A 22,207-nucleotide genomic window follows, 5' to 3' on the forward strand; every position below is an offset into this window, starting at 1 on the left:
TGAATATTTATTGTCCCAAATTTGGGAGAAAAACCCCGCACTTGCAGTGCGTCGTTTTAACATATAGAATGTAGAGATGCAGTATTACAAGAAGATAAGCCACACAGTTTACGATTGCACTTATCATATAGTATGGGTGACTAAATATCGATATAATATATTGGTTGGTGATATTGGTAGGAGAGTCAAGGACCTAACCCAAGAGATATGTAAGGATAATGGAGTAGAGATATTAAGAGGGGAGATAGCTTCAAATCACGTACATATCTATGTATCTGTGCCACCTTATCAAAGTATTAGTAAGGTGGTACAGTATCTAAAAGGAAAGAGTTCAAGGAAGATTCAGCAGGAATTTCCAGAATTACGGAAACAGTATTGGGGTAAACACTTATGGGCTGTTGGATATTTTGTCAGAACCACAGGCAATGTGACTGACCAAATGATCAAGGATTATATTGATAAACATGAATCGAGAGATGATAAGTTTGGAAACTTTCAAGTTGAAAACTAGCTATAGCTAAGGCATTGATGCCGTAATCTTAAGCCCTGCATTTGCAATGCAGGGTGGTTAACTTTCTAGTTCGTCATCCAGTGGCAACATTGTCTGCGTGGATCGAAAAGTGCTTTCGGTGTCATTCCCGCAGAGGCGGGAATCCAAAAAATTTAAATAAATACAATTCTTGATTGTAAAAAACAGTTGTATTTATGTTTAGTAATTACTGGATTCCTGCTTTCGCAGGAATGACATCGGAACCATACAACAATGCCTCCACAGGAATGACATCGGAGTCATACAGCAACCTAGATCAAGCAACTAGATGACACCGAAAACGTTTTTCGATTTAACTTTCTTCCTCTAATAATTCAGAATTCAAACCGTCTATTATTTTTTCTGCTTCTTCTAAGTATTGAGGAGATTTTTTCATTGCATTAAAGCTTCTTACAACCCCTTCCTGTTCAAATTTAGATTGAAGATTATCAAGTTCATGTATAATAGCTTGACGAATAAAAGCTGTTCTAGATAACCCTAGCTTTTTAGCAACCTCATTACTTGCTTTAGCTATATCATCAGGTATAGTAATAGATAAATTTGTCATATTAAATTCTATATTTAATTGAAATATCTAATCTTTTTTAGTGCTATCATCCTCTTTCATGCCGTCTTTGAAAGCTTTTAAACCTTTGGCAAGGTCGGACATAACTTGCGGTAATTTACCAGCACCAAATAATACAAAAATAATCAATAGAATTATTAATAAATGGCTGAAACTCATTCCCATAGTATTTCTTGCTATATAAGTTAAAATTTTATTATATTATATATTAAAAATCTAATCCAGAGCAAAAATGTTCACTAAAAAACAATTCTCAGAATTCTTTGTTACTTTCTTTTATATCGGAAAAATAAAATACTGCCCGGGCACTTTTGGCTCTCTTGCCGCTTTTCCTTTATGTTATGCTATAATGTATTTTATTGTTGATAATAAGATAATTATCCCTTTTGCAAACCTTACGCTTAATGAAGCCCAGCTTGTCAGTGTGGTCATTGTAGCCTCTTTTATATGTTTGTTGCTTCTAATACTCGGTACATATTTTACTAAAATATACTTAAACTATACGGATTCCAAAGACCCAAAAGAGGTAGTAATTGATGAGGTGGTAGGGCAAATGCTAACTGTTATTTTGGTATTTTTCTCAGTAGTTTTTGCAAATGAATCAAATCTAGTAAAGTATTTTAGTACTTTAAAAGTTAGTATAATATTACTTTTTATACTACCTTTTTGCTTATTCCGATTTTTTGACATAATAAAACCTTGGCCTATTAATTGGCTTGATAAAAATGTTAAAGGTAGCCTTGGGGTTATGGTTGATGATCTAGCTGCTGCAATCTTTGCTGTAGTAACTCAATATGCAATTGTGTTTGTATTGATTGATAAAACTTATTGAAGCTTTATGTTAGTATATTATAATTAGTTTATGATTAATTAAGGAGAAAATCATGTTTTATTATCAAAATTTAACAAATAGGTTTAAACAATATTTACTTCACTAACTATCCAGCTTGTAAAAATTCTACCCCTCACATTTTAGTTGTGTTGCGGCTAATTTAATATCTTTCACCACCCCATTCTTATATTACTACACTAAAGTTTCTTATTATCGATATCAATATCGAATTCTAAATTACTACTAATTAACTAAATTCTCTTTTGTTTATTATTTTTGCGACTTCATCGTCTTAAGCATTCGGTGTTATCCCGTGGCGGCTTTGCCTGCCATTCCTGGCAATGACATTTTTTATTTATATAACAAGCCGATCAAGCTAGAAATATCAAGTACCGCTTTAAATTATCATTGACTAATTACTAATATAATAATATAATACGACAAATATTTATTAATTTTTAAAGAGATATTTTTCATGTTCGCAGTTATAAAAGCAGGTGGAAAACAATATAAAGTAGACCAAAATAGCGTTATTAAAGTCGAAAAAATTGAAGGTGAGCTTGGCTCTAAAATTCAGCTTAATCAGGTTTTAATGATGGGTGAATATTCAAAACCTTCTTTTATCGGTACTCCATTAGTAAAAGGAGCTGTTGTTACAGCTGAAATTACTAACCAGCTTAGAGATAATAAAATTATAGTTTTTAAGAAAAAACGTAGAAAAAATTATCGTCGTAAAGCGGGTCATCGTCAAGAATTGACAGAGCTGAAAATATTAGATATTACAAAACAATAATAAACTTTTTGTAAAAGTTAATAATAAAGGAATCATAAGATGGCAACCAAAAAAGCTGGTGGTAGTTCTAGGAACGGAAGAGATTCAGCCGGTCGAAGACTCGGTGTTAAGAAAGCCGATGGACAATATGTAATACCTGGCAATATTATAGTTAGACAACGTGGTACAAAAATCCATCCTGGAGTAAATGTTGGGATTGGTAAGGATCATACTATTTTTGCTTTAACATCAGGAAGAGTAGAGTTTTTAACTAAGCGTGATCATAAAATAGTAAACGTTACAGAGATCGCTAGTGCATAATTAAGCATTTGTGGGATTGCCTGCATAATCGTCGTTGCAAGTAAGCGAAGTGAATGTGGCAACCTCAGAAAGTTTAACAAAATTATTGCGTCGATACTATGCATCTCTGGTATTTGTTGAGTGTTTGGATCACTTATGTCATTCTTAGCTAAAAGCAGGAACCCAGAGAACAGGTATAAATATAGCAAATTTTTAAAATTAAAAGCTCAAATTATCTTGCTTTATTTTGGATTTCTACTTTCGCAGGCATGACATCAAGAGTATTTTCGATCCATGTAATAAAGCTTGTGATACTCTTGAGATTGTCACGCTCCTTGCAGTTGCGTAGCTTATGACGTTAAAATTAATCCATGCACGCAGTTCTTATTTGGGAATAGTACAAAAGAAGATATATCTCTAATAAATAAAAAATTGGTAGACGAGTATACATAATTTACTCTATTTAAAATAAACAATATTCTACTAGGCTTCTATATATGGCCTTAATAATTCAAAAATTCGGTGGCACTTCCGCTGCAACTATTGACAGAATAAAAAAAACCATCCCTATTATAAAAACTGAAATAGCTAAAAATAATCAAGTAATTATAGTAGTTTCTGCTATGGCAGGGGTCACTAATCAACTTGTTACATTGTGTAATGAAGTATCAAGTCTTAACAAATCATCTCAACTTGCAGAATACGATGTAGCACTTTCTAGCGGTGAAATAGTTACGGCTTCATTGCTTGCACTTGCTCTTCAAGAAGAAAATATAAATGCCAGATCATTTTTGGCATGGCAATTACCAATTTTGACTGATGATAACCACAGTAAAGCTTTAGTAGAATCAGTTGACACGAAATTATTGAACGAATGTTTACAACAAGATATTATTCCTATAATTGCTGGCTTTCAAGGAATCAATAAACATAATAGATTAGCTACATTAGGTAGAGGTGGCTCTGATACTACCGCTGCTTTAATTGCTGCAGCTATGAAAGGAGATAGGTGCGATATTTATACGGATGTAGAGGGAGTATTTGCTGCTGATCCAAGAATTATTCCAAAAGCAAAAAAGATAAATGAGATAGACTTTTCAGAAATGTTAGAGTTAGCATTAAGTGGAGCAAAAGTATTACATCCAAGGGCAGCAGAAATAGTAATGCGATATCAAATAGATATGCGTATTCTTTCAACTTTTGCACCTGAAGCAGATTGCACGTTAATCACTTCAAAAGATAAAATTATGGAAAAAAGGATAATTAGCGGCATTACTTCTAATAAAAATTTATTATATCTAACTATAGAAAGCTCTTCGTTAGATTTTATTCAAGTTGCGAGTATCATTGCACAAAATAATAATCATATTGAGTTAATGCAAGAAATAGAGCCTAACAAAAGATATAGTTTTATTACTAATTTAACAGATAAAAATAGTTTACATATATTACTTACTAATTTGAAAAACAATAATCAAATAACTAATTTCACTTTTGATACTGAAATTGCTACAGTTTCAATTATCGGTCATGGGATTAAAAATGATTTGAAATTGCTTGAAATGATATTATTAAAATTAGCAAAAGATAATATAAATGTTCAAATGATACAAATATCAGAAATTAAAATTATTCTATTAATAAATGATAAGCAAGTAGAGAAAACAATCTGTAATCTATATAATCTCCTTGAAACCTCCAAAATACTTCACTAATAGCTCTATTTTATTGTTTGCATTATAAATTATCTTCTATTTACCATTTATTAGTTATATATTAATAAATAATTTTTCAAAAAATATAAAAATCTTACCACTTAGAAATGAATATATCTGTAGGAAAAAACAATGGGTGAAATTTTAAAAAATAATGGAAGTAATAAGCGAAAATTTGAAGCAAGTAACAATCCTATTGAAATTATAAAAAAGCCTAAAATTGAAGAAAAATATAGAGAGCATTTAAAAGAATTCATAGACAAAGTAATAGTTGAAAAAAAATTAAAAGGTAATCAAAAATCAGATAAAGGTTATTACAAGTTAGCTAATATATTAGGATGTCATGAAACTACAATAGATAGATTTATGAGAGATGATATAAATATGCCTAGTAGTAAAACAATTGTTGCTCTTGCTGATTACATGCAAGTTTCGTTAGATGAAGTTGTTGGCAGAGATCTTGCTAAAGAAATAGAATTAAAGAAATCAAAAGAAATAAATATTAATAAGAAAGAAGTAGAATCAAAGATACCAGCATTTTTAACTCAACTACCAAAAGAAGCTCTGCAATCTGTCATGGAAGTAAGAGGAAAAGCAGCAGGGTTTGCTCATAAATCAGTACAAAAGCCAAATGAGACAAAAAAATCTTTTGCAGGAAAAGAGCAAGCTAAACGATCTAATAAACAAACCGAAAGATCATGTTAAAATAAAAATATGTTTTATAACCTTGATCCTAATATTAAGCCCAAAAATTTGCTTGATATCTTAAAGTGGAAAATGACTTCAAAAAAGTCAGAATGGCTACCATTATCGGAATCTATTATAACCGATATTCCTCCAATAACTCATGATGAAAATATAAGAGTAAGCTATGTAGGTCACGTTACTTTCTTAATTCAGGTACAAGGTCTAAATATTTTAACTGATCCGGTTTGGTTAGAACGAGCAAGTCCTTTTACCTTTGCAGGACCGAAAAGAGTAGTAAAGCCTGGGATCGATTTTACTGATTTACCTAAAATAGATTTTATACTAATAAGCCATAATCATTATGATCATCTAGATATTAAAACGATTAAAGATTTGTGGCTGCGGGATAAGCCTAAAATTATTACTCCTCTTAAGAATGATATAATAATAAAAAAACACATTAAGGATGCCGAAATTATTACTCTAGGATGGGGAGAATTTTACAAGAATCAAAATGTAGAGTATTTTTTAGAGCCGGCACAACATTGGTCAGCTAGAGGAATCTTTGATAAGAATGAAGCATTATGGGGAACTTTTATTATTAAAATCAAGATGGGTGATATTTGTTTTATAGGTGACTCAGGTTATAATGCTAATATTTTTAAAGAGATTGGCAAAAAATATAACATTTTGCTTAGCCTTATTCCAATAGGAGCTTATGAACCAAGATGGTTCATGAAACCGGTCCATATGAACCCTGACGAAGCAGTACTTGCTCATCTAGATTTGCAATCTAAATTTTCTATAGCTAGCCATTTCGATGTTTTTCAATTAGCTGACGAACCCTTTAACTCAGCTCCTTTAGAGTTACAGCAAGCAATCAAAAAGCATAATATACCAGAGGATAAGTTTATTATTCCGAAAGTAGGTAACTATTTTTTATTTGATAAGAATGAAATGAATTAATCTGGAACATGGTAATCTAGTATAATTATATTAGGGCTTATTTCCTTATGTATATGCTCAATCAATTTTGAATAATCCTCTAGGTCAATATTTAAAACAGCACTTAATTTTTTCATTTTAATATTATTATTTTCTCTATAAGAATCTAGCCTCAACCGTTCTAATTTTTCTAATATAGCAAAACTTACGCTATGTTTGGTTCTAAATATCGTAAAGATGGAGAACGAAGCTGTTGTTGCATATAGTCATCTAAAAGCCCTAACTTTATTTGGTAGACCGTTTTACCTATTTTATTTGCAGTTCTTTTGAGAAAAGCCCAAACTAGAAATGCACAACTAATGTGATTACGTTGGATACGCTGTTTTCTGCATTGGTAACGTTCTATACCAGTCAGTTGCTTAATTTTTCTATGCATGCTCTCAATTACCCATCGCAAGCCAAACTCATCTTGTGCAGCTTTAGAAGATTTTTGAGTTTTGTTATTGGTAACAACATAATCAACTCTGTTGGTAGAAACAGTAAATTTAAACAAATTAACATGCTTATTTTTGGCAAATCCTTTTATATGAATCTCCATTCCATTCTTAATTTCTTCATCTGAAAACGTCAACTTGCTAACAGCTTTATAAGGCTCGTAATCACACGTTTTACTAACATTTCTATTGGCTTTAATAGGGGCATAATAATATTTGCCCAAGGAGTCAACATGTTGCATAATTTTGTGTGTAGCATACCATGTGTCAAAAAGTACAGTTTGAAAAGGAATCTTTTTACTATAAACAGCATTATTGAACATCTTTAGTAGGTGATCTAGTTTCGTCGCTCCATCATGATCAGATGAAAAAATGCGATAATCTATTACCCAAAACTTATCAATATCGGGGTTATAATATACAAGACTCACTACTCCTATACCGGTAGTAACTCCACCTGTAGCTCCACTATACTGCGATCTAGCAACCTCTATTTTCTTTGTGTTCCTTTTGTTTAACACCGTATCATCAAATATTGTATATCCGTTAGATGAAAAGATAACATCATTCTTAATGTGTTCCCATAACAAAGAAGGAGTATATTTTTCATTTTCTAAAAATCTATTAATAACATCATGGCTACATTTCTTGGCATGTTCAGCGTAGTAGGTTAAACTATAATTCTTTTGGCTAATTGTTAAAAATTGACAGTAATCTGTTCTATTAATTGGTATTGCTTGCAATCTGTTCCTCTTTGACATGTTTAATTATTCTTACAATAATTTATCACTCTTCCACTCATAGCGTAAGTTTTGATAGTTTTTCTTTTATTTGTAGAAATTTTTGACAAAAATAAAATTTTATTGCTTTCTTTTTCACTTTAAACTTTTACGTTGTCTATATATAATAATTCTATGCTATACAAAAAATTTGAACACAACATCAATAATCTAATAGATGGTTTTGGCTTATCTAAAATAGCTATTGCAGTTTCCGGTGGGAGTGATTCAGTAGCATTACTTTATCTTGCAAGTATCTGGGCAAAGAAAAATAATATAGAGCTATTTGTTTTATCGGTTGACCATAATTTAAGAGAACAATCAAAGCAAGAAATAGAGTATATCCAAAACATAAGTAATAGCTTAAATCGTAAGCATTATAACCTATCTTTCGACCATCAAAATAATTTTTCCAATTTACAAGAGCGAGCAAGAAAAGGGCGTTATGATTTAATGACCTCACTATGCCGGAAGCTTGATATATTAGTTCTTTTAACCGCTCATCACGAAGATGATTATATAGAAAATTTTTGCCTTAGATTAGAACGTAAAAGCGGCGTATTCGGGCTTAGCAGCAGTAACGTGAATTATCATAATGATACGCAAATAATTAGACCTCTGTTTAATATTCCTAAAAGCGAATTAGAAAATTATTTAGTTACGAATAATATTAAATGGTTTGAAGATCAATCAAATTTATCGACTAAATATAGACGTAATGCAGTTAGGCAGAAATTAGCCAAACAAGAAGATTATATTAAAGATGATATAATTACTGAGCAGATTAAAGTTAATGAATTAGTAGAGAATAAGTTTAAACCGGAATTGATAGCAGCAATAGCCGAATCAGTAAAAATATCTGAATATGGTTTTGCTTTTCTTAATTTAATTAAATTTAGCAGATTTTCACCAGAAGTACGAGTGCAGCTAATTAATTTTTTATTGATAATAATTGGTGGGCAGCATCGTTCGGCTCGCTTCTATTCGGTAGAGCCTATTTTAAAATTAATTATGCAAAGTTTGGATTTTAAAAATACTTTGCATGGTTGCGTAATTAAGCGTATGCAAAATGAATTATTAATATATCGGGAGTTTGGTAAAAAGCTACCAGAAAGTAAGTTATTATTGAATAAGCAAGCTGTTTGGGATAATCGTTTCCGTATTACAAAAAAACATGATTTAGAAAATTGTGTAGCAACATATTTATCGCTGGAAGATTATAAAATAATCAAAAAAAAATTAGATTTAGAGGTTTTAAAAAACTTATCTTATGGAACCCACAATGCTATTTTATTTACCTTACCTATTATTAAAATACTTGAAAAAGTTGTAGCAATACCACATATATCGTACTATGATAACGACATAAAGAGTTTTAACGTCTCTTTTGCTCCGGATTTTACATCTCGTTTTACACATTTTTACTAAGTCAGTTAATTAAACTGGTAAAAATGTTTTTATTTATAATTAATGATTTTTGTTAGGTTTTGTATCAATGAATAATCAAGGTAAAAATATTATAGTTTGGGCAGTAATTTTTGTTTTTGTAATACTGCTTTTCAATGTTTTTCAATCTGATGGGTTACTCAGCAGTAAAAATAATATATCTTTCTCAGACTTTTTAACAAAAGTCGATGAAAAAACTGTTAACTCGGTTAAAATTCAAGGAAGAATAATAGAAGGAACTTCAAATGATGGTTCTAGTTTTAGCACTTATGCTCCTGATTATCCTGATTTAGTAAATCGTCTAAATAATAATGACGTTAATATAGAAGTCGTGCCACCTGAAACAAGAATGAACACTTTTTTAAGCTTTTTAATTTCTTGGTTTCCAATGCTTTTATTAATCGGTGTTTGGGTTTTCTTCATGCGTCAAATGCATGGCGGCGGTAAAGCTATGGGGTTTGGTAAATCTAAAGCCAAACTTTTGTCAGATAAAGGACCAAAAATTACCTTTAAAGATGTTGCAGGTATTGATGAAGCAAAAGACGAATTAACCGAAATAGTGGATTTTTTAAGAGATCCTAGCAAGTTCCAAAAGCTTGGTGGTAAAATACCAAAAGGTTGTTTGCTTATAGGTCCGCCAGGAACAGGTAAAACACTCCTTGCTAAAGCAATTGCAGGTGAGGCTAACGTACCATTTTTTAGCATCTCTGGTTCTGATTTTGTTGAGATGTTTGTAGGTGTTGGTGCTAGCCGTGTGCGTGATATGTTCGAGCAGGGCAAGCGTAACGCACCTTGTATTATCTTCATCGATGAGATTGATGCGGTAGGTCGCCATAGAGGTATTGGTATGGGCGGCGGTAATGATGAGCGTGAGCAAACACTGAATCAGATGTTAGTAGAGATGGACGGATTTGAAGCAAATGAGGGAGTCGTAATTATTGCAGCTACTAACCGCCCTGACGTACTTGATAACGCTTTATTAAGACCAGGTAGGTTTGATAGGCAAATTACTGTCTCAAATCCTGATATTGATGGACGAGAAAAAATACTACAAGTGCATTTAAAGAAAGTAAAATACAGCACTAAAATCGTACCAAGAATTATTGCTAGAGGCACTCCTGGGTTCTCCGGTGCAGAGCTTGCTAATTTAGTTAATGAAGCTGCTCTTATTGCTGCAAGGCGTAATAAAAAAGAAGTAGAAATGCATGATTTGGAAGAAGCAAAAGATAAGGTCATGATGGGAGTTGAGCGTCGCTCAATGATTATGTCCGAGGAGCAGAAAAAACTAACAGCATATCATGAGGGTGGGCATGCTTTAGTTGGTTTATACTGTCCCGCTTCTGACCCTATTCATAAAGCTACGATTATCCCTCGTGGTAGAGCTCTTGGCATGGTTATGAGATTACCGGAAAATGATCGTTTTTCGATGCCACGTGATAAAATGGACGCTGATATTGCGGTAGCTATGGCAGGTAGAGTAGCTGAAGAGATTATATTCGGTAAAGAAAAGGTAACCTCAGGAGCATCATCAGATATAAAAATGGCAACCAGAATGGCAAAGGCAATGGTTACCGATTGGGGTCTTAGCGATAAGGTCGGTCCTGTATATCACGGAAGTGCTGGTGAAGATATGTATGCTAATAGAAATAGTTCTAGTGATAGATCGGAAAGTACTTCAGAGTTAATAGATGAAGAGGTAAAGAAAATTGTTACTACCGGCTATGATTTAGCAAAAGACATTTTAACTAAGCACTTAGATCAGCTTCATATACTTGCTAAAGCTTTAATAGAATATGAAACATTATCAGGTCAGCAAATTAAAAATTTACTTAGCAGCAGACAGCTAGACTCTGAAGAAGAAAATAACTTTCCTTTTGGTGCAGCATCATCTACCATAAAAATAGCCGAAGAAAAAGACCTTAAGAAAGCAAAACCAATTAAAGCTAAAAAGGAAGATAAAAGCTAAATCATAATATTAAAGAGTATATAGTATGGCAGAGTTAAGGCTACCGCCAAATTCAGTTGTAAAAAAAGGTAAGGAGCATAAAGCAAAAAGTGATATATCTAATCTTAGAAAAATAAAAATTTATAGATATAATCCTGATCTTGATGAGAATCCTACTATTGATAGTTTTGAGATAGATTTAAGCAAAACCGGTCCGATGGTTTTGGATGCTTTAATTAAAATCAAAAACGAAATTGATTCCACTGTAACTTTTAGACGTTCTTGTCGTGAGGGAATTTGTGGTAGTTGTGCAATGAATATTGATGGCACAAATACTCTAGCATGTATTAAACCTATCGAAGAAATTTCAGGCGATATTAAAATCTATCCACTTCCTCATATGAAAGTGGTAAAAGATTTAGTGCCGGATATGTCTCATTTTTATGCACAATATGAATCTATAGAACCATGGCTTAAAACCGATAGTCCAGCTCCATCTAATGCTGAAAGATTACAGTCGATTAAAGATCGAGAGAAGCTTGACGGATTATATGAATGCATATTATGTGCGTGCTGTTCTACTTCTTGCCCTAGCTATTGGTGGAATGGTGATAAATATTTAGGTCCTGCAATTTTACTTCAGGCATATAGATGGATTGCCGACTCACGAGATGATCATACAGGCGAGCGTCTTGAAGCTTTAGAAGATCCGTTCAAGCTCTACAGATGCCATACGATCATGAATTGTACCAAAACCTGTCCGAAAGGTCTAAACCCTGCTAAGGCTATTTCTGAGATAAAAGGTCTAATTGCTGAACGACACGGGGTGTGATTTTTTTTTGGAACGTCATTGCGGGGAAATTATGAAGTAATTGACGAAGCAAGAAAGTATAAAAAATACTAATTTATAGTATTTTTTCTAAATTGCCACGCTCCTTACAGTCGCGTAGCCCAGACGACTTTCGATCCACCTGGGCAGAACTAATTACTCCCCATTAATCAGCTTTTTAAAGTAATTAATTTTATAAGACCAGAAGTAATTTTCATTACTTTTTAAGGCTTTTATATCTAGAGCAAAGTCATTCTCATCATAGATGAAAATTTTAATCTCTTAGGGTTTAATTCCCCGAAGGTCTGCTTCGTGATATACTAGATGCATGGAAGAAAGCAGTTATATACATAAAAGTGATAATGTCACAGTACTAATATATCATTTAGTAACACCGGCAAAGTATAGAAAAATTAAAAGAAATCACTGAAAGAATTTGTACGATAAAGATTGGTAGGTAGAGGTCATCTTTTGTATGGATCAATTTTTCCATCATTGCGAGGAAATTACGAAGTAATTGTACGTACGCAATCTAGTTAAAAAATGCTAACTTATAGCATTTTTTATTATTTTTTCTGGATTGTCACGCTCCTTGCAGTCGCTCGCAATGACGAATTGGTACCCACGCAACAATACCATTACGGGATGATAGCAAAAAAATGGAGTCATTCTAAAACATAGGTCAAACCTATGAGTGACAGAGTTAGAAAATTAAAGACAATCTACGTCATAATGATCAGTATTTCCACGGAAATATTCACAAACATTTCCTGTCAATGGAATCATTACTTCTAATGCATAGTTGAAACAATAAGTAGCTGTATTGTAAAATGTGGTAAAAAAGCTATTACTAGCCTCTACAAAACTGTCTTCTAGATTTATACTTGTATAAATCTCTGAGCTGTTTGAAATTTTCTCTAAACTTATATTCATTAAGTCTTCTACTTTATTTGTGTCATTGCTAAAGTAAAAGGGACCAGTAAATTGCACGAAAAAGGGACCAGAGAATTTGGTGTAACCTAATAAGGTTATAATGTGCAATATTCACTAGATAATTAATTAAAATAAATATCTAGTGATACAATGATAAGAATAAATATGTACACAACAATTATCACCCTTTATAAGCAAGGCAATAGTCAAAGAAATATTGCCAAACTAACGAGAATAGACCGTAAAACAGTAAGAAAAATAGTAAACCGTTATGTAGAGTCTGGTACAGAATCTCCTGCACCCTATGAACGATCTTCAGCACTGGATTCTTGGCACGAACAAATAATTGAGTTATTAGAAAAGAATCTAAGTTACATAAGAATTTTTGAAGAGTTAAAAATTCAAGGTTATACAAAAAGTTATGGTTCGCTAACCCGTTATATCAAAAAATATAAGATACAAAATAACAGTTGCATTCGTTTTCATACTTTAGCAGGAGAGGAAGCACAAGTAGATTTTGGTGACATAGGCTTACAGTATAATTCTAAGGGGCGTAGAGTTAAAGCATATGTATTTAATATGCGTTTAAGTTATAGTCGCCTTGATTATTATGAAGTAGTGTTTGATCAAAGTTGTCAAACATGGATACAATGTCATATCAATGCATTTAATTATTTTGCTGGCAGTCCAAAAGTAATAAAACTTGATAATCTTAAAGCTGGAGTGGTAGATAGCAATTTCTATGAGCCCGTATATCAGAAGGAATACAAACGTTTAGCTGATCATTATGGAATTTTACTTTCTCCTTGTCGTGTATATCAACCTCAAGAAAAAGGCAAAGTAGAATCAGGAATAAAGTATGTCAAAAATAATTTTTTTGCTGGACGTAAATTTCATAGATATGAAGAATTAACACATGATCTTGCTAACTGGTTAAATAAAGCAAATAACCGAATACATGGTACTACTAAAAAAATTCCTCAGGAACTATTTGAGCAAGAAGAAAGTAATAATTTAATGCCTTTACCATTAGAAACGTTTGATTTGTCATCGTGGCATAATCGAAAAGTAGCAAAAGATTGTCATATCACCATAGATAATAATTATTATTCCGTACCGGCAAAATATATATACAGTGAGGTACTGGTACAATTATCACCAAAACTTGTTCAAATATTTTCTATCCAAAATGATTTAATAGCAAGGCACGTTAGAACAGATGGCAAAGGAATATTTACCACTAATCCGTCTCATTATGCCAAATATAAACGTCTATGCCCAGGTTTTATAGAATATAGTGAACATTATCAACAACAAATGCAGCAGATAGGAAATAATTGCAGTTTATTATTAGAGTTATTACAACAAACACGAGTAAATGATTGGCAACGTTGTGCTAGAGGTATTATTTCTTTACGTAAGGTTTACAATGATGAGTTAATAGATAAAGCTTGTCATAGAGCATTACATTACGGTATAAGTTCTTACTCTAAAATTAAAAATATCTTAAATAGTAATGCAGTAAACTTACCATTGCCAGAGTTTGGAGGTCAGAATGCAGAACTTGCTTAATGACCTACGTAGTTTTAGATTATCAGGTATAGTCAATAGCTTAAATGAAAGGATTATTTATGCTCAAAATAATAAACTAGGATTTAAAGAATTTCTCTCACTATTATGTGAAGATGAAAAATCTCACCGTAAGGATAATAATTACCGTCGTCGTAAAAGTGCTGCTAAATTACCAGTCACTAAAAATTTAGAAGACTTTGATTTTCAGTTCCAACCAAGTATTGATGCCAAAGTAATAAGTGATTTATCTACTTGTGATTATATTAATACTAAGGGCAATGTCATATTCATAGGTAATTCTGGAACTGGCAAAACTCATCTTGCTATTGGATTAGCATTAAAAGCTTTAACACGAGAATACTCTGTATATTTTACTACGGTATCGGATATGCTTTATAATTTACATATTGCAAGAGCAGATAATAGCTATCACAAAAAAGTTAAATTACTCTTATCATTTGACTTATTAATTCTTGATGAGTTAGGTTTTAAGCAATTACCAAAACATTCAGTAGATGATTTTTTTAATATTATTGCTAAACGATATGAAAATAAATCTACCATTATTACCACAAACAAGGATTTTGAAAGATGGAATGAAATATTTGCTGATGAGTTATTAACTCATGCAATTATTGATCGAGTAGTACATCATGCACATATACTAAACATCACAGGTAAAAGTTATCGTATTAATAACTATAAATTTGGAGGTCATTTGACATAAAAATTTTTACATATAGTGGTCCCTTTTTCGTGCAATTTACTGGTCCCTTTTTATTTGACAATGACACTAATAACTCAGCTTCAACTGCTTTGAATTTGAATAAACTTTTGAATTTACGATATTGATGATCCGCATTTACTAACTCATCTAAACTTACCATTAGCATTTGATACTCTGACATATAAACATATTTTTTATTTTTTTATTATACCTGCTACCCTCTCATCTCGCAACAGTCCCTATATAACGCGAGTTTCGTATTCAAAAAGTCGCTGTATAGCTGATAAACAGTGGGTTACGGGGATATTGATAATACTGTTTTTGTTATAAAGTGAGTACAAAATACAAATTGCTAATTAAAATATGGTATTTATAGTATAAGAAAAAAGTTTATAGGTTATTGAAAAAACTTTAAGAGCAATAACCTATGATAATGGATTTTACAGAAATATTTTGTTACGTCGATGATTTTTTTCAAGAATTAGACAAGCATACAAATTCAATTACTAACCATAACAACAAATCTGGTCCTAAAAGTCGACTTAACAGAAGTGAGGTAATAACAATTATAATAGGCTACTGGCAGTCATCTTATGATTGTTTTAAGAATTATTATCTGAAGCAAATATGGATTTATCATCAAAGAGATTTTCAATTAGTAAGCTATAGTCAATTTATAAAAATAATAGGTCCACATTTACCACTATTAGTACTGATATTTAATTCTATTTTGGATCAGTGTGATGGCCTTTCTTTTGTAGATTCAAGTAGTATAGAGGTATGTAAGAGATACCGTATTTCAATGAATAAAGTGTTCGCCGGCATAGCAGCACGCAGTAAGACAACAAAAGGTTGGTTCTATGGACTTAAACTACATCTAATAATTAATAGAGCCGGTGGTATAGTTAAAGCATCTTTTAGCCCTGGCAATAAGGATGATAGAAAACAGCTGGAACTGATGATCAAAAATCTTTTTGGTAAAGTATTCGGAGATCGTGGTTATATTTCACAACAATTATTTCAACAACTTTTAGAGCAAGGAATTTTTATGGTAACTAGGGTAAAGAAAAATATGAAAAATAAACTTATGTCTATGTTGGATAAAATATTATTGCTTAAAAGAGCATTAATAGAATCTGTGTTTAGTAAAATTAAACTATTGGGGAAGTTTGAGCATTCAAGGCATAGATCAGTTACAAATGCCTTTGTGCATATGGTTGCAGCACTGATAAATTATCAAATGTCTGATAATAAACCTTCTATTACATCTCTCTTGATATGCTAAATCCTATGCTATATTAATTCGAAACTCGCGTTATATAGTAAATGAAAACGTGCTATGTCATTCCTGTGGAGGCATTGTTGCGTGGTTCCGATGTCATTCTTAGCTAAAAGCAGGAATCCAGGAAAAAAAGCATAAATACAGCAATAATATGTGCTACTTTTAAAAGCAAGAAATATACTTCTCTATCATGCGAGTAACGGAGCGTTCTAGTTCTACACCTAGTTGTGGATAATCAGCAAAACTAAACCACTTTAGTTCATGTGACTCATTGTTTTTTATGAAATTATCATTATCTATTATTTTTAATAAAAAACGTATATCATAATGATAGTGTGAAGATTCTTTGGAGGTTTGAGGAATATAATGAACATCTATATCAAAAATATTATTACTTACAGCTTCAATCTCATTAATTCCTGACTCTTCTTGTGCTTCTCTAGTTGCTTCAGCTAATATATTATCACTTTCACAATGCCCACCAAGTTGTTGCCATTTATTAAACTTCTTATGATTCATCAATAGAAACTTAGTTTGATCATGATTAAGCAAAAAAGCCGAAGCAGTAAAATGCCCTGCAACGTCATTCAAAAAGCTTGATACAAGCGAATTTTTTGATATTTGCCTTTGCTCACGTACCTTTGTACGCTCCACAGGCTCATCTTCAAATTTATCTTGTCTGAAGCTTTTTGAATTTAGCTGCATTTTTAAGTCACTTCTAACCAAATTTAAGTGCTTATCCAAAAACTCTAGCATTTTTTCTTTAGAAATGATTTCTTCAGGATGGATACTGTTATAGTTTTGTAATAAAGATTTAAGATGATTTAGCACGCTTTAAACCTTTCTTAAGCGTAATCTTGACTTGTTTTAAGGAACGTGGGTTAGCATCTGTCACCTCAATTTCAATATTTTCTGAAACATTTATTTTAGTACCCACAGCGGGAACATTACCCATTTTCGTAAGCACTAAACCGCCTATGGTATCAAACTCATCATCATCGTCTTTTAGTTTCTCGCCGATTATCTCTTCAAGCACCTCAACTTCAACACGTGCGTTTGAAATAATTGTTGAATTATTAATGACCTTATAGTTATAATACTCTGATTTCTGATCATGTTCATCATCGATTCGTCCAACTAATGCTTCCATAACATCTTCAATCGTAACTAAGCCATCAGTACCGCCATACTCGTCAATAACTATAGCAATATGGGTTTTCTCACGACGCATTTTTGCAAGCAAATCTAATAGCTTCATAGAGGGAGCAGCAATTATATGCTTACGTATTAGCTTTTTTAAGCGAAAATTTTGTTTTGTAACTAATGCTTTAAATAGATCTTTGATATGAATAAAACCAACTATACTATCCAAAGTACCATCATATATCAGAGTTCTGGTATGCGGAATTTTTACCTTAATAGATTCGTTTAATTCTTCTATATTTGTAGTAAGTTTTATTGCTGCAATATCAGAGCGTGGTACCATTATATCTCCAGTGGTTTTACCTTTTAATTTTAACAAATTAGCTAAAATATTACGTTCATCTAAAGTCATTTTCTGACTATTAGTTTTTAAACGTTTTATAACGCTAAAGAAATCATCCGGTACTTTATTTGAAAATAAAGATTTTATCGGTGAGAATAATTTTCGTAAGTGAAAAATTGACTTATTATCGTGATTCTTTTTATTGTCATCTTCTTTTTTTGAAGATTTTAACATAAATTTTTTTATTTAGTTAATAAATAGGGAGAGGATATACCAAAATGTGCTAATATTTCGATTTCTAGATTTTCCATGATATTTGTTTCTGTGTCATTTTGATGATCGAATCCAATTAAATGTAAAATACTATGTATTAAAAGGTGAATAAAGTGATTCTCAAAAGTTTTTTGTTGCTCGTATGATTCATTATATATTACATCATAGCAAAATGCTATATCCCCTAAATGCATATAATCAGAATCCCCTAAATTTTCAAGGATAATAGGCTGATTACTAGATGCTATCTTATTACCGCTAAAACGTAAATCTTGCCAATTTAATTCATTGGCAGGAAAAGAAAGAACGTTAGTTGCTTTTTCTATATTACGGAATTGCTTATTTAAGGTCAATATTTCTTCGTTATTTGTTAGCAAAATCGATAGTTCGAATTGTTTTATTTCACTAAAATTATCAAATTGTGATAAGGTTTTTTGAGTAATTTTTTTAATCAAAGCCTTATTTATTTGCTTATGCTCACGCCATTTATTGTAGTTTTTTATAATCTCTACGTTTATCATTATTTTATAATTTTTGTCGTCATTGCGAGAAAAAACTGTAAGTTTTGACGAAGCAATCTCAGGAACTTATACTGTTTTATAAGATTGCCACGTCAAGGCTTCGCCTTTCCTCGGAATGACGATGCCTATAATTTTCTTTTAACTTTTCAAAATCCTTGTCAGCATGGTATGAAGAGCGGGTTAGGGGGCTTGCAGAAACCATCAAAAATCCTTTTGTGCGTGCTACTCGCTCTAAATATTTAAATTCTTCGGGCGTAACATATTTTGCTACTTTGGCATGATTCTTCGTAGGTTGCAGATACTGCCCAATAGTTAGGAAGTCAACCTTTGCCTCCCTTAAATCGTCCATAACTTGTACTACTTCGCTGATTTCTTCTCCAAGCCCTACCATCATACCGGATTTTGTAAAAACTTCCGGTGATAATTTCTTGATGTTATGGAGTAAGCTTAGAGAGTTGTAGTATCTTGCACCTGGTCTAATTGTTTTATATAAAGACGGGACAGTCTCAACATTATGGTTAAAAATATCAGATTTTGCGTTTGCTATTATTTCCGCCGCTCCATCTTTTCTTAAAAAGTCAGGTGTTAAAATCTCGATTGTGGTATTTGGTGAAGATTTACGAATTTCACTAATACACTCCGCAAAATGCGTAGCTCCTCCGTCTTCTAAATCATCACGATCAACCGAAGTAATCACCACGTGCTTAAGACCTAGCTTTTGCACTGCCTCAGCTAGCCTTTGCGGTTCATGCGGGTCAAGCAAATCCGGTCTGCCGGTTTTAACGTTACAAAATCTGCAAGCTCTGGTACAGACAGAGCCTAAAATCATCACAGTTGCATGTTTTTTTGACCAGCATTCACCGATATTAGGGCAAGCAGCTTCCTCGCATACAGTATTTAATTTTAGATTTTTGATTAAATCTTTTGTATTATAATACTCTGAAGAATTAGGAGCTTTAACCTTAATCCAATCAGGTCTTTTTAAATCAGCCATAAAATGGAAATAATTTAATTAATTTTGTTACTTCGCTTAATACTTTCTGATCGGCTTTGCTATTATCTTCGCTATTCTTTAAGCCATCTAAAATATCAGCTATTAAATGACCAACTAATACAAAATCTTTTTCCTTAAATCCTCTAGTAGTGCAGGCTGGTGTACCAAGCCTAATACCTGAAGTAATAAAAGGAGAAGTTTCATCAAAAGGAATAGCATTTTTATTGCAAGTAATACCTGCTCTATCTAAAGAATTAGCAGCAATTTTACCGGTAATGCCGTCTTTTCGTAAATCCACTAGCACAATATGATTATCAGTGCCACCTGTTAATATATCATATCCTCGCTCTTGCAAGCTATTAGCTAGTGCCTTAGCATTACTTATAACTTGTTTTATATAGCTTTTATATTCCGGTTGCAAGCTTTCTAAAAATGCTACAGCTTTTGCTGCTATTATATGCATTAATGGACCACCTTGCAGACCAGGAAATAAAGCAGAATTTATTTTTTTGCCTATCTCTTCATCGTTAGACAAAATTAAACCACCCCTTGGTCCTCTAAGCGTTTTGTGAGTAGTTGAAGTAACAATATGAGCGTGCGGAATAGGGCTTTGATGCTCACCTGCCGCAACTAGCCCTGCAATATGAGCGATATCAGCCATGAGATACGCCCCTACCTTATCGGCTATCTCTCTGAATTTAGCAAAATCAAGGTTGCGTGGATATGCAGAAAAGCCGGCTATGAGCAATTTTGGCTTATGTAAAACCGCTAAACGGAGAGCTTCGTCATAATCAATTAAATAAGTCTCTTTATCCACACTATACGAAACTGCATTAAACCACTTACCTGACATATTAGCAGCTGAGCCGTGTGTTAAATGTCCGCCGCTATCTAAGGACATACCAAGCACAGTATCGCCTGGCTGCATTAAAGCAAGATATACGGCTTGATTTGCTTGCGAACCTGAATGAGGTTGCATGTTGGCATATTTACAGTTAAATAGCTTTTTTGCTCGTTCTATCGCCAAATTTTCAGCTTTGTCTACTTCTTCACAGCCATTATAAAAACGCTTACCTGAATATCCTTCAGCATATTTATTAGTCAGGACTGATCCTTGAGCTTCAAGCACCGCAGGGCTTACGAAATTTTCCGAAGCAATAAGCTCAATCACACTATTTTGACGGTTTTTTTCATGCTTAATTATTTCATAAATTTCTTTATCTATTTCTTGTAGTTCGTTATTAAAAATGTTCATTTATCCTCATGTATTTTTTGGTCTTGTTTATGATTCCTATGTTATTCCTGTATAGATATGAGTCAATTCTACTCCTGTCATCCCGTGATTTATTCACGGGATCCAGTTAAAAATACTAATAAAATTAGTATTTTTTATTATTTTCTGGATCTAGTTCCCAAGTCACGGTATGACACCGAGGACGTTTTTTGATCCACGCGGGCAATGCACAACAGGATGACAATAAAAAATTCTGAGATTGCCACGCAGCTTACGGCTGTTTGCGATGACATCCATTTACAAAATTAACAGTGATCTCAATCCCTCTACCATCTATTGAATGGGCAAGCCTAGTTAATTTATGCCTGCTATGAGGTATATGATATTTGGATAAATAGTGCGAGGCGTTATACATTTCATTAACGCTTACCACATCATCTAGCTCTCCATGAATCAAACATATAGGCGTAAGTTTATTATTAATCTCAACAGGTGGAATTAATGCACCTGAAAAACCTATGGTAGCATAAAACGGCTCTTTCTGAATGAGAGTTAAATATAGCCCGATCATAGTGCCTTGCGAAAATCCAATAATTATCGTATCTTTATTGGTTAAAGTTAGTTCTTCTTGTTTTTGTTTTATTATATCTTCTAGCTTAGAAATATTTTTTACAAGAAGCTTAGATATAATATCAGGGTTACGATCCTGCAAACTAAACCATTGTCTGCCATATGGAGTCATATCATAAGGCTCGATGCCGTGCGGCGAAATAAAATGACAATCAGGCAAATTATTTTTAATATAAGGTACTAACCCTATTAGATCATGACCATCTGAGCCAACACCGTGCAGTAATACTACTAATTTTTTTGCCGGCTGCTTTATACTTGCTATTTCAGGATATTCAAAGTTTTTGTTCATGATTCAAATTCGACATACCGCGACTTGATCGCAATATCTTTTTAAATTATTTCTAGATACCGCAATCAAGTTGCGGTATGAAAATATTATTTCAGCATCTTTTCTAATTCACCACTACTATATAATTCTGATACGATATCGCAACCTCCGACTAATTCACCATTAATATATAATTGTGGGAATGTTGACCAATCACTAAAAACTTTTAAAGACTCACGTAATTCAGGGTCTGATAAAACATCGATATTATGAAATTTCGTTCCTAGCTTAGTCAAAATAGCAACTACTCTACCGGAAAATCCACACATAGGGGCTTCCTTAGTGCCTTTCATGAACAACACTACTTTATTATTTTTTATTTCATTTTCTATAAATTTAAAACTTTTATTTTCTGACATTAAAAA

Annotated in this window: 25 protein-coding genes; 13 read left to right on the top strand and 12 right to left on the bottom strand. The window is 32.5% G+C overall.

Translation table 11 applies throughout. The annotated features are described in order from the left end of the window. The first annotated feature begins 76 nt into the window (after positions 1-76). A complete protein-coding gene (gene tnpA, locus ACOAL3_RS00110; protein WP_419234651.1) occupies positions 77-511 on the top strand; it encodes an IS200/IS605 family transposase in 435 nt (144 codons plus the stop codon). Positions 512-842: 331 nt separating this feature from the next. Here tnpA and ACOAL3_RS00115 read toward each other — a convergent pair whose 3' ends face one another. Further along, positions 843-1,097 carry a ribbon-helix-helix protein, CopG family gene (locus tag ACOAL3_RS00115; protein ID WP_419235067.1) on the bottom strand — a complete coding sequence of 85 codons (255 nt, stop codon included), beginning with the start codon at positions 1,095-1,097 and terminating at the stop codon, positions 843-845. A gap of 27 nt (positions 1,098-1,124) precedes the next feature. Continuing rightward, positions 1,125-1,280: a twin-arginine translocase TatA gene (tatA, locus tag ACOAL3_RS00120; RefSeq protein ID WP_011478060.1), complete on the bottom strand. Its 156-nt coding sequence runs from the start codon at positions 1,278-1,280 to the stop codon at positions 1,125-1,127. Between the two features lie 67 nt (positions 1,281-1,347). On the opposite strand from tatA, the gene ACOAL3_RS00125 reads away from it, so the two are divergent. From ACOAL3_RS00125 to ACOAL3_RS00150, 6 genes are all read left to right on the top strand, one after another. Continuing rightward, positions 1,348-1,947 (top strand): phosphatidylglycerophosphatase A family protein, encoded by a 600-nt coding sequence (locus ACOAL3_RS00125; protein WP_395476955.1) that lies wholly within the window; start codon positions 1,348-1,350, stop codon positions 1,945-1,947. A 475-nt stretch (positions 1,948-2,422) separates the two neighbouring features. After that, positions 2,423-2,740: a 50S ribosomal protein L21 gene (gene rplU, locus ACOAL3_RS00130; RefSeq protein ID WP_011478056.1), complete on the top strand. Its 318-nt coding sequence runs from the start codon at positions 2,423-2,425 to the stop codon at positions 2,738-2,740. Positions 2,741-2,779: 39 nt separating this feature from the next. Continuing rightward, positions 2,780-3,040, top strand: coding sequence for a 50S ribosomal protein L27 (gene rpmA, locus ACOAL3_RS00135; protein WP_011478055.1), 261 nt, complete (start codon positions 2,780-2,782; stop codon positions 3,038-3,040). 476 nt (positions 3,041-3,516) lie between these two features. Continuing rightward, on the top strand, positions 3,517-4,734 hold the full coding sequence (locus ACOAL3_RS00140) for an aspartate kinase (protein WP_419235068.1): 1,218 nt from the start codon (positions 3,517-3,519) through the stop codon (positions 4,732-4,734). 132 nt (positions 4,735-4,866) lie between these two features. Next, complete coding sequence (locus ACOAL3_RS00145) at positions 4,867-5,439, top strand: hypothetical protein (protein ID WP_395476957.1); 573 nt, start codon at positions 4,867-4,869, stop codon at positions 5,437-5,439. Between the two features lie 72 nt (positions 5,440-5,511). Continuing rightward, positions 5,512-6,387, top strand: coding sequence for an MBL fold metallo-hydrolase (locus tag ACOAL3_RS00150; protein ID WP_419235660.1), 876 nt, complete (start codon positions 5,512-5,514; stop codon positions 6,385-6,387). 184 nt (positions 6,388-6,571) lie between these two features. Here the strand turns inward: ACOAL3_RS00150 and ACOAL3_RS00155 are convergent, their stop codons facing one another. Next, a complete protein-coding gene (locus tag ACOAL3_RS00155; protein ID WP_473198155.1) occupies positions 6,572-7,603 on the bottom strand; it encodes an IS701 family transposase in 1,032 nt (343 codons plus the stop codon). 171 nt (positions 7,604-7,774) lie between these two features. On the opposite strand from ACOAL3_RS00155, the gene tilS reads away from it, so the two are divergent. The 3 genes from tilS (at position 7,775) to ACOAL3_RS00170 (ending at position 11,862) form a co-directional block, all read left to right on the top strand. Further along, complete coding sequence (tilS, locus tag ACOAL3_RS00160; RefSeq protein ID WP_419235070.1) at positions 7,775-9,067, top strand: tRNA lysidine(34) synthetase TilS; 1,293 nt, start codon at positions 7,775-7,777, stop codon at positions 9,065-9,067. A 67-nt stretch (positions 9,068-9,134) separates the two neighbouring features. Then, positions 9,135-11,051: an ATP-dependent zinc metalloprotease FtsH gene (gene ftsH / locus ACOAL3_RS00165; protein WP_395476961.1), complete on the top strand. Its 1,917-nt coding sequence runs from the start codon at positions 9,135-9,137 to the stop codon at positions 11,049-11,051. Between the two features lie 25 nt (positions 11,052-11,076). Next, positions 11,077-11,862 carry a succinate dehydrogenase iron-sulfur subunit gene (locus tag ACOAL3_RS00170; RefSeq protein WP_419235071.1) on the top strand — a complete coding sequence of 262 codons (786 nt, stop codon included), beginning with the start codon at positions 11,077-11,079 and terminating at the stop codon, positions 11,860-11,862. Positions 11,863-12,570: 708 nt separating this feature from the next. On the opposite strand, the gene ACOAL3_RS00175 is transcribed toward ACOAL3_RS00170, so the two are convergent. Then, the gene (locus ACOAL3_RS00175; RefSeq protein WP_419235072.1) at positions 12,571-12,792 is read right to left on the bottom strand and encodes a hypothetical protein; all 222 of its coding nucleotides are present in this window, start codon (positions 12,790-12,792) and stop codon (positions 12,571-12,573) included. A gap of 165 nt (positions 12,793-12,957) precedes the next feature. Here ACOAL3_RS00175 and istA point away from each other — a divergent pair, with 165 nt between their 5' ends. Both istA and istB read left to right on the top strand, forming a co-directional pair. Beyond that, complete coding sequence (gene istA, locus ACOAL3_RS00180) at positions 12,958-14,364, top strand: IS21 family transposase (RefSeq protein ID WP_419234561.1); 1,407 nt, start codon at positions 12,958-12,960, stop codon at positions 14,362-14,364. Continuing rightward, positions 14,348-15,091, top strand: a complete 744-nt coding sequence (gene istB, locus ACOAL3_RS00185; RefSeq protein WP_419234522.1) for an IS21-like element helper ATPase IstB — start codon at positions 14,348-14,350, stop codon at positions 15,089-15,091. The genes istA and istB overlap by 17 nt, the downstream gene beginning before the upstream one ends. On the opposite strand, the gene ACOAL3_RS00190 is transcribed toward istB, so the two are convergent. Beyond that, complete coding sequence (locus ACOAL3_RS00190) at positions 15,057-15,272, bottom strand: hypothetical protein (RefSeq protein WP_419235073.1); 216 nt, start codon at positions 15,270-15,272, stop codon at positions 15,057-15,059. The two genes, istB and ACOAL3_RS00190, sit on opposite strands and share 35 nt — an antisense overlap. A 246-nt stretch (positions 15,273-15,518) precedes the next feature. Here ACOAL3_RS00190 and ACOAL3_RS00195 point away from each other — a divergent pair, with 246 nt between their 5' ends. Continuing rightward, positions 15,519-16,376, top strand: coding sequence for an IS982 family transposase (locus tag ACOAL3_RS00195; RefSeq protein ID WP_419234519.1), 858 nt, complete (start codon positions 15,519-15,521; stop codon positions 16,374-16,376). A 159-nt stretch (positions 16,377-16,535) separates the two neighbouring features. On the opposite strand, the gene ACOAL3_RS00200 is transcribed toward ACOAL3_RS00195, so the two are convergent. The 7 genes from ACOAL3_RS00200 to grxD all read right to left on the bottom strand — a co-directional run bounded on the left by ACOAL3_RS00200 (position 16,536) and on the right by grxD (position 22,201). Beyond that, a complete protein-coding gene (locus ACOAL3_RS00200; RefSeq protein WP_419235074.1) occupies positions 16,536-17,204 on the bottom strand; it encodes a palindromic element RPE3 domain-containing protein in 669 nt (222 codons plus the stop codon). After that, on the bottom strand, positions 17,188-18,093 hold the full coding sequence (tlyC, locus tag ACOAL3_RS00205; protein WP_419235075.1) for a hemolysin C: 906 nt from the start codon (positions 18,091-18,093) through the stop codon (positions 17,188-17,190). The genes ACOAL3_RS00200 and tlyC overlap by 17 nt, the downstream gene beginning before the upstream one ends. A gap of 8 nt (positions 18,094-18,101) precedes the next feature. Further along, a complete protein-coding gene (gene ybeY, locus ACOAL3_RS00210) occupies positions 18,102-18,653 on the bottom strand; it encodes an rRNA maturation RNase YbeY (protein ID WP_395476779.1) in 552 nt (183 codons plus the stop codon). A 76-nt stretch (positions 18,654-18,729) separates the two neighbouring features. Continuing rightward, positions 18,730-19,647, bottom strand: a complete 918-nt coding sequence (lipA, locus tag ACOAL3_RS00215) for a lipoyl synthase (RefSeq protein WP_419235076.1) — start codon at positions 19,645-19,647, stop codon at positions 18,730-18,732. Next, the gene (glyA, locus tag ACOAL3_RS00220; protein ID WP_419235077.1) at positions 19,640-20,902 is read right to left on the bottom strand and encodes a serine hydroxymethyltransferase; all 1,263 of its coding nucleotides are present in this window, start codon (positions 20,900-20,902) and stop codon (positions 19,640-19,642) included. Before glyA ends, lipA begins: the two co-directional genes overlap by 8 nt. Before the next feature lie 250 nt (positions 20,903-21,152). Next, positions 21,153-21,803 carry a dienelactone hydrolase family protein gene (locus tag ACOAL3_RS00225; RefSeq protein WP_419235078.1) on the bottom strand — a complete coding sequence of 217 codons (651 nt, stop codon included), beginning with the start codon at positions 21,801-21,803 and terminating at the stop codon, positions 21,153-21,155. An 86-nt stretch (positions 21,804-21,889) separates the two neighbouring features. Then, entirely contained in the window at positions 21,890-22,201 is a 312-nt protein-coding gene (gene grxD / locus ACOAL3_RS00230) for a Grx4 family monothiol glutaredoxin (RefSeq protein ID WP_395476775.1), read from the bottom strand. Positions 22,202-22,207: the final 6 nt, after the last annotated feature.

This window comes from Rickettsia endosymbiont of Nabis limbatus (assembly GCF_965196655.1).
GTDB lineage: Bacteria > Pseudomonadota > Alphaproteobacteria > Rickettsiales > Rickettsiaceae > Rickettsia.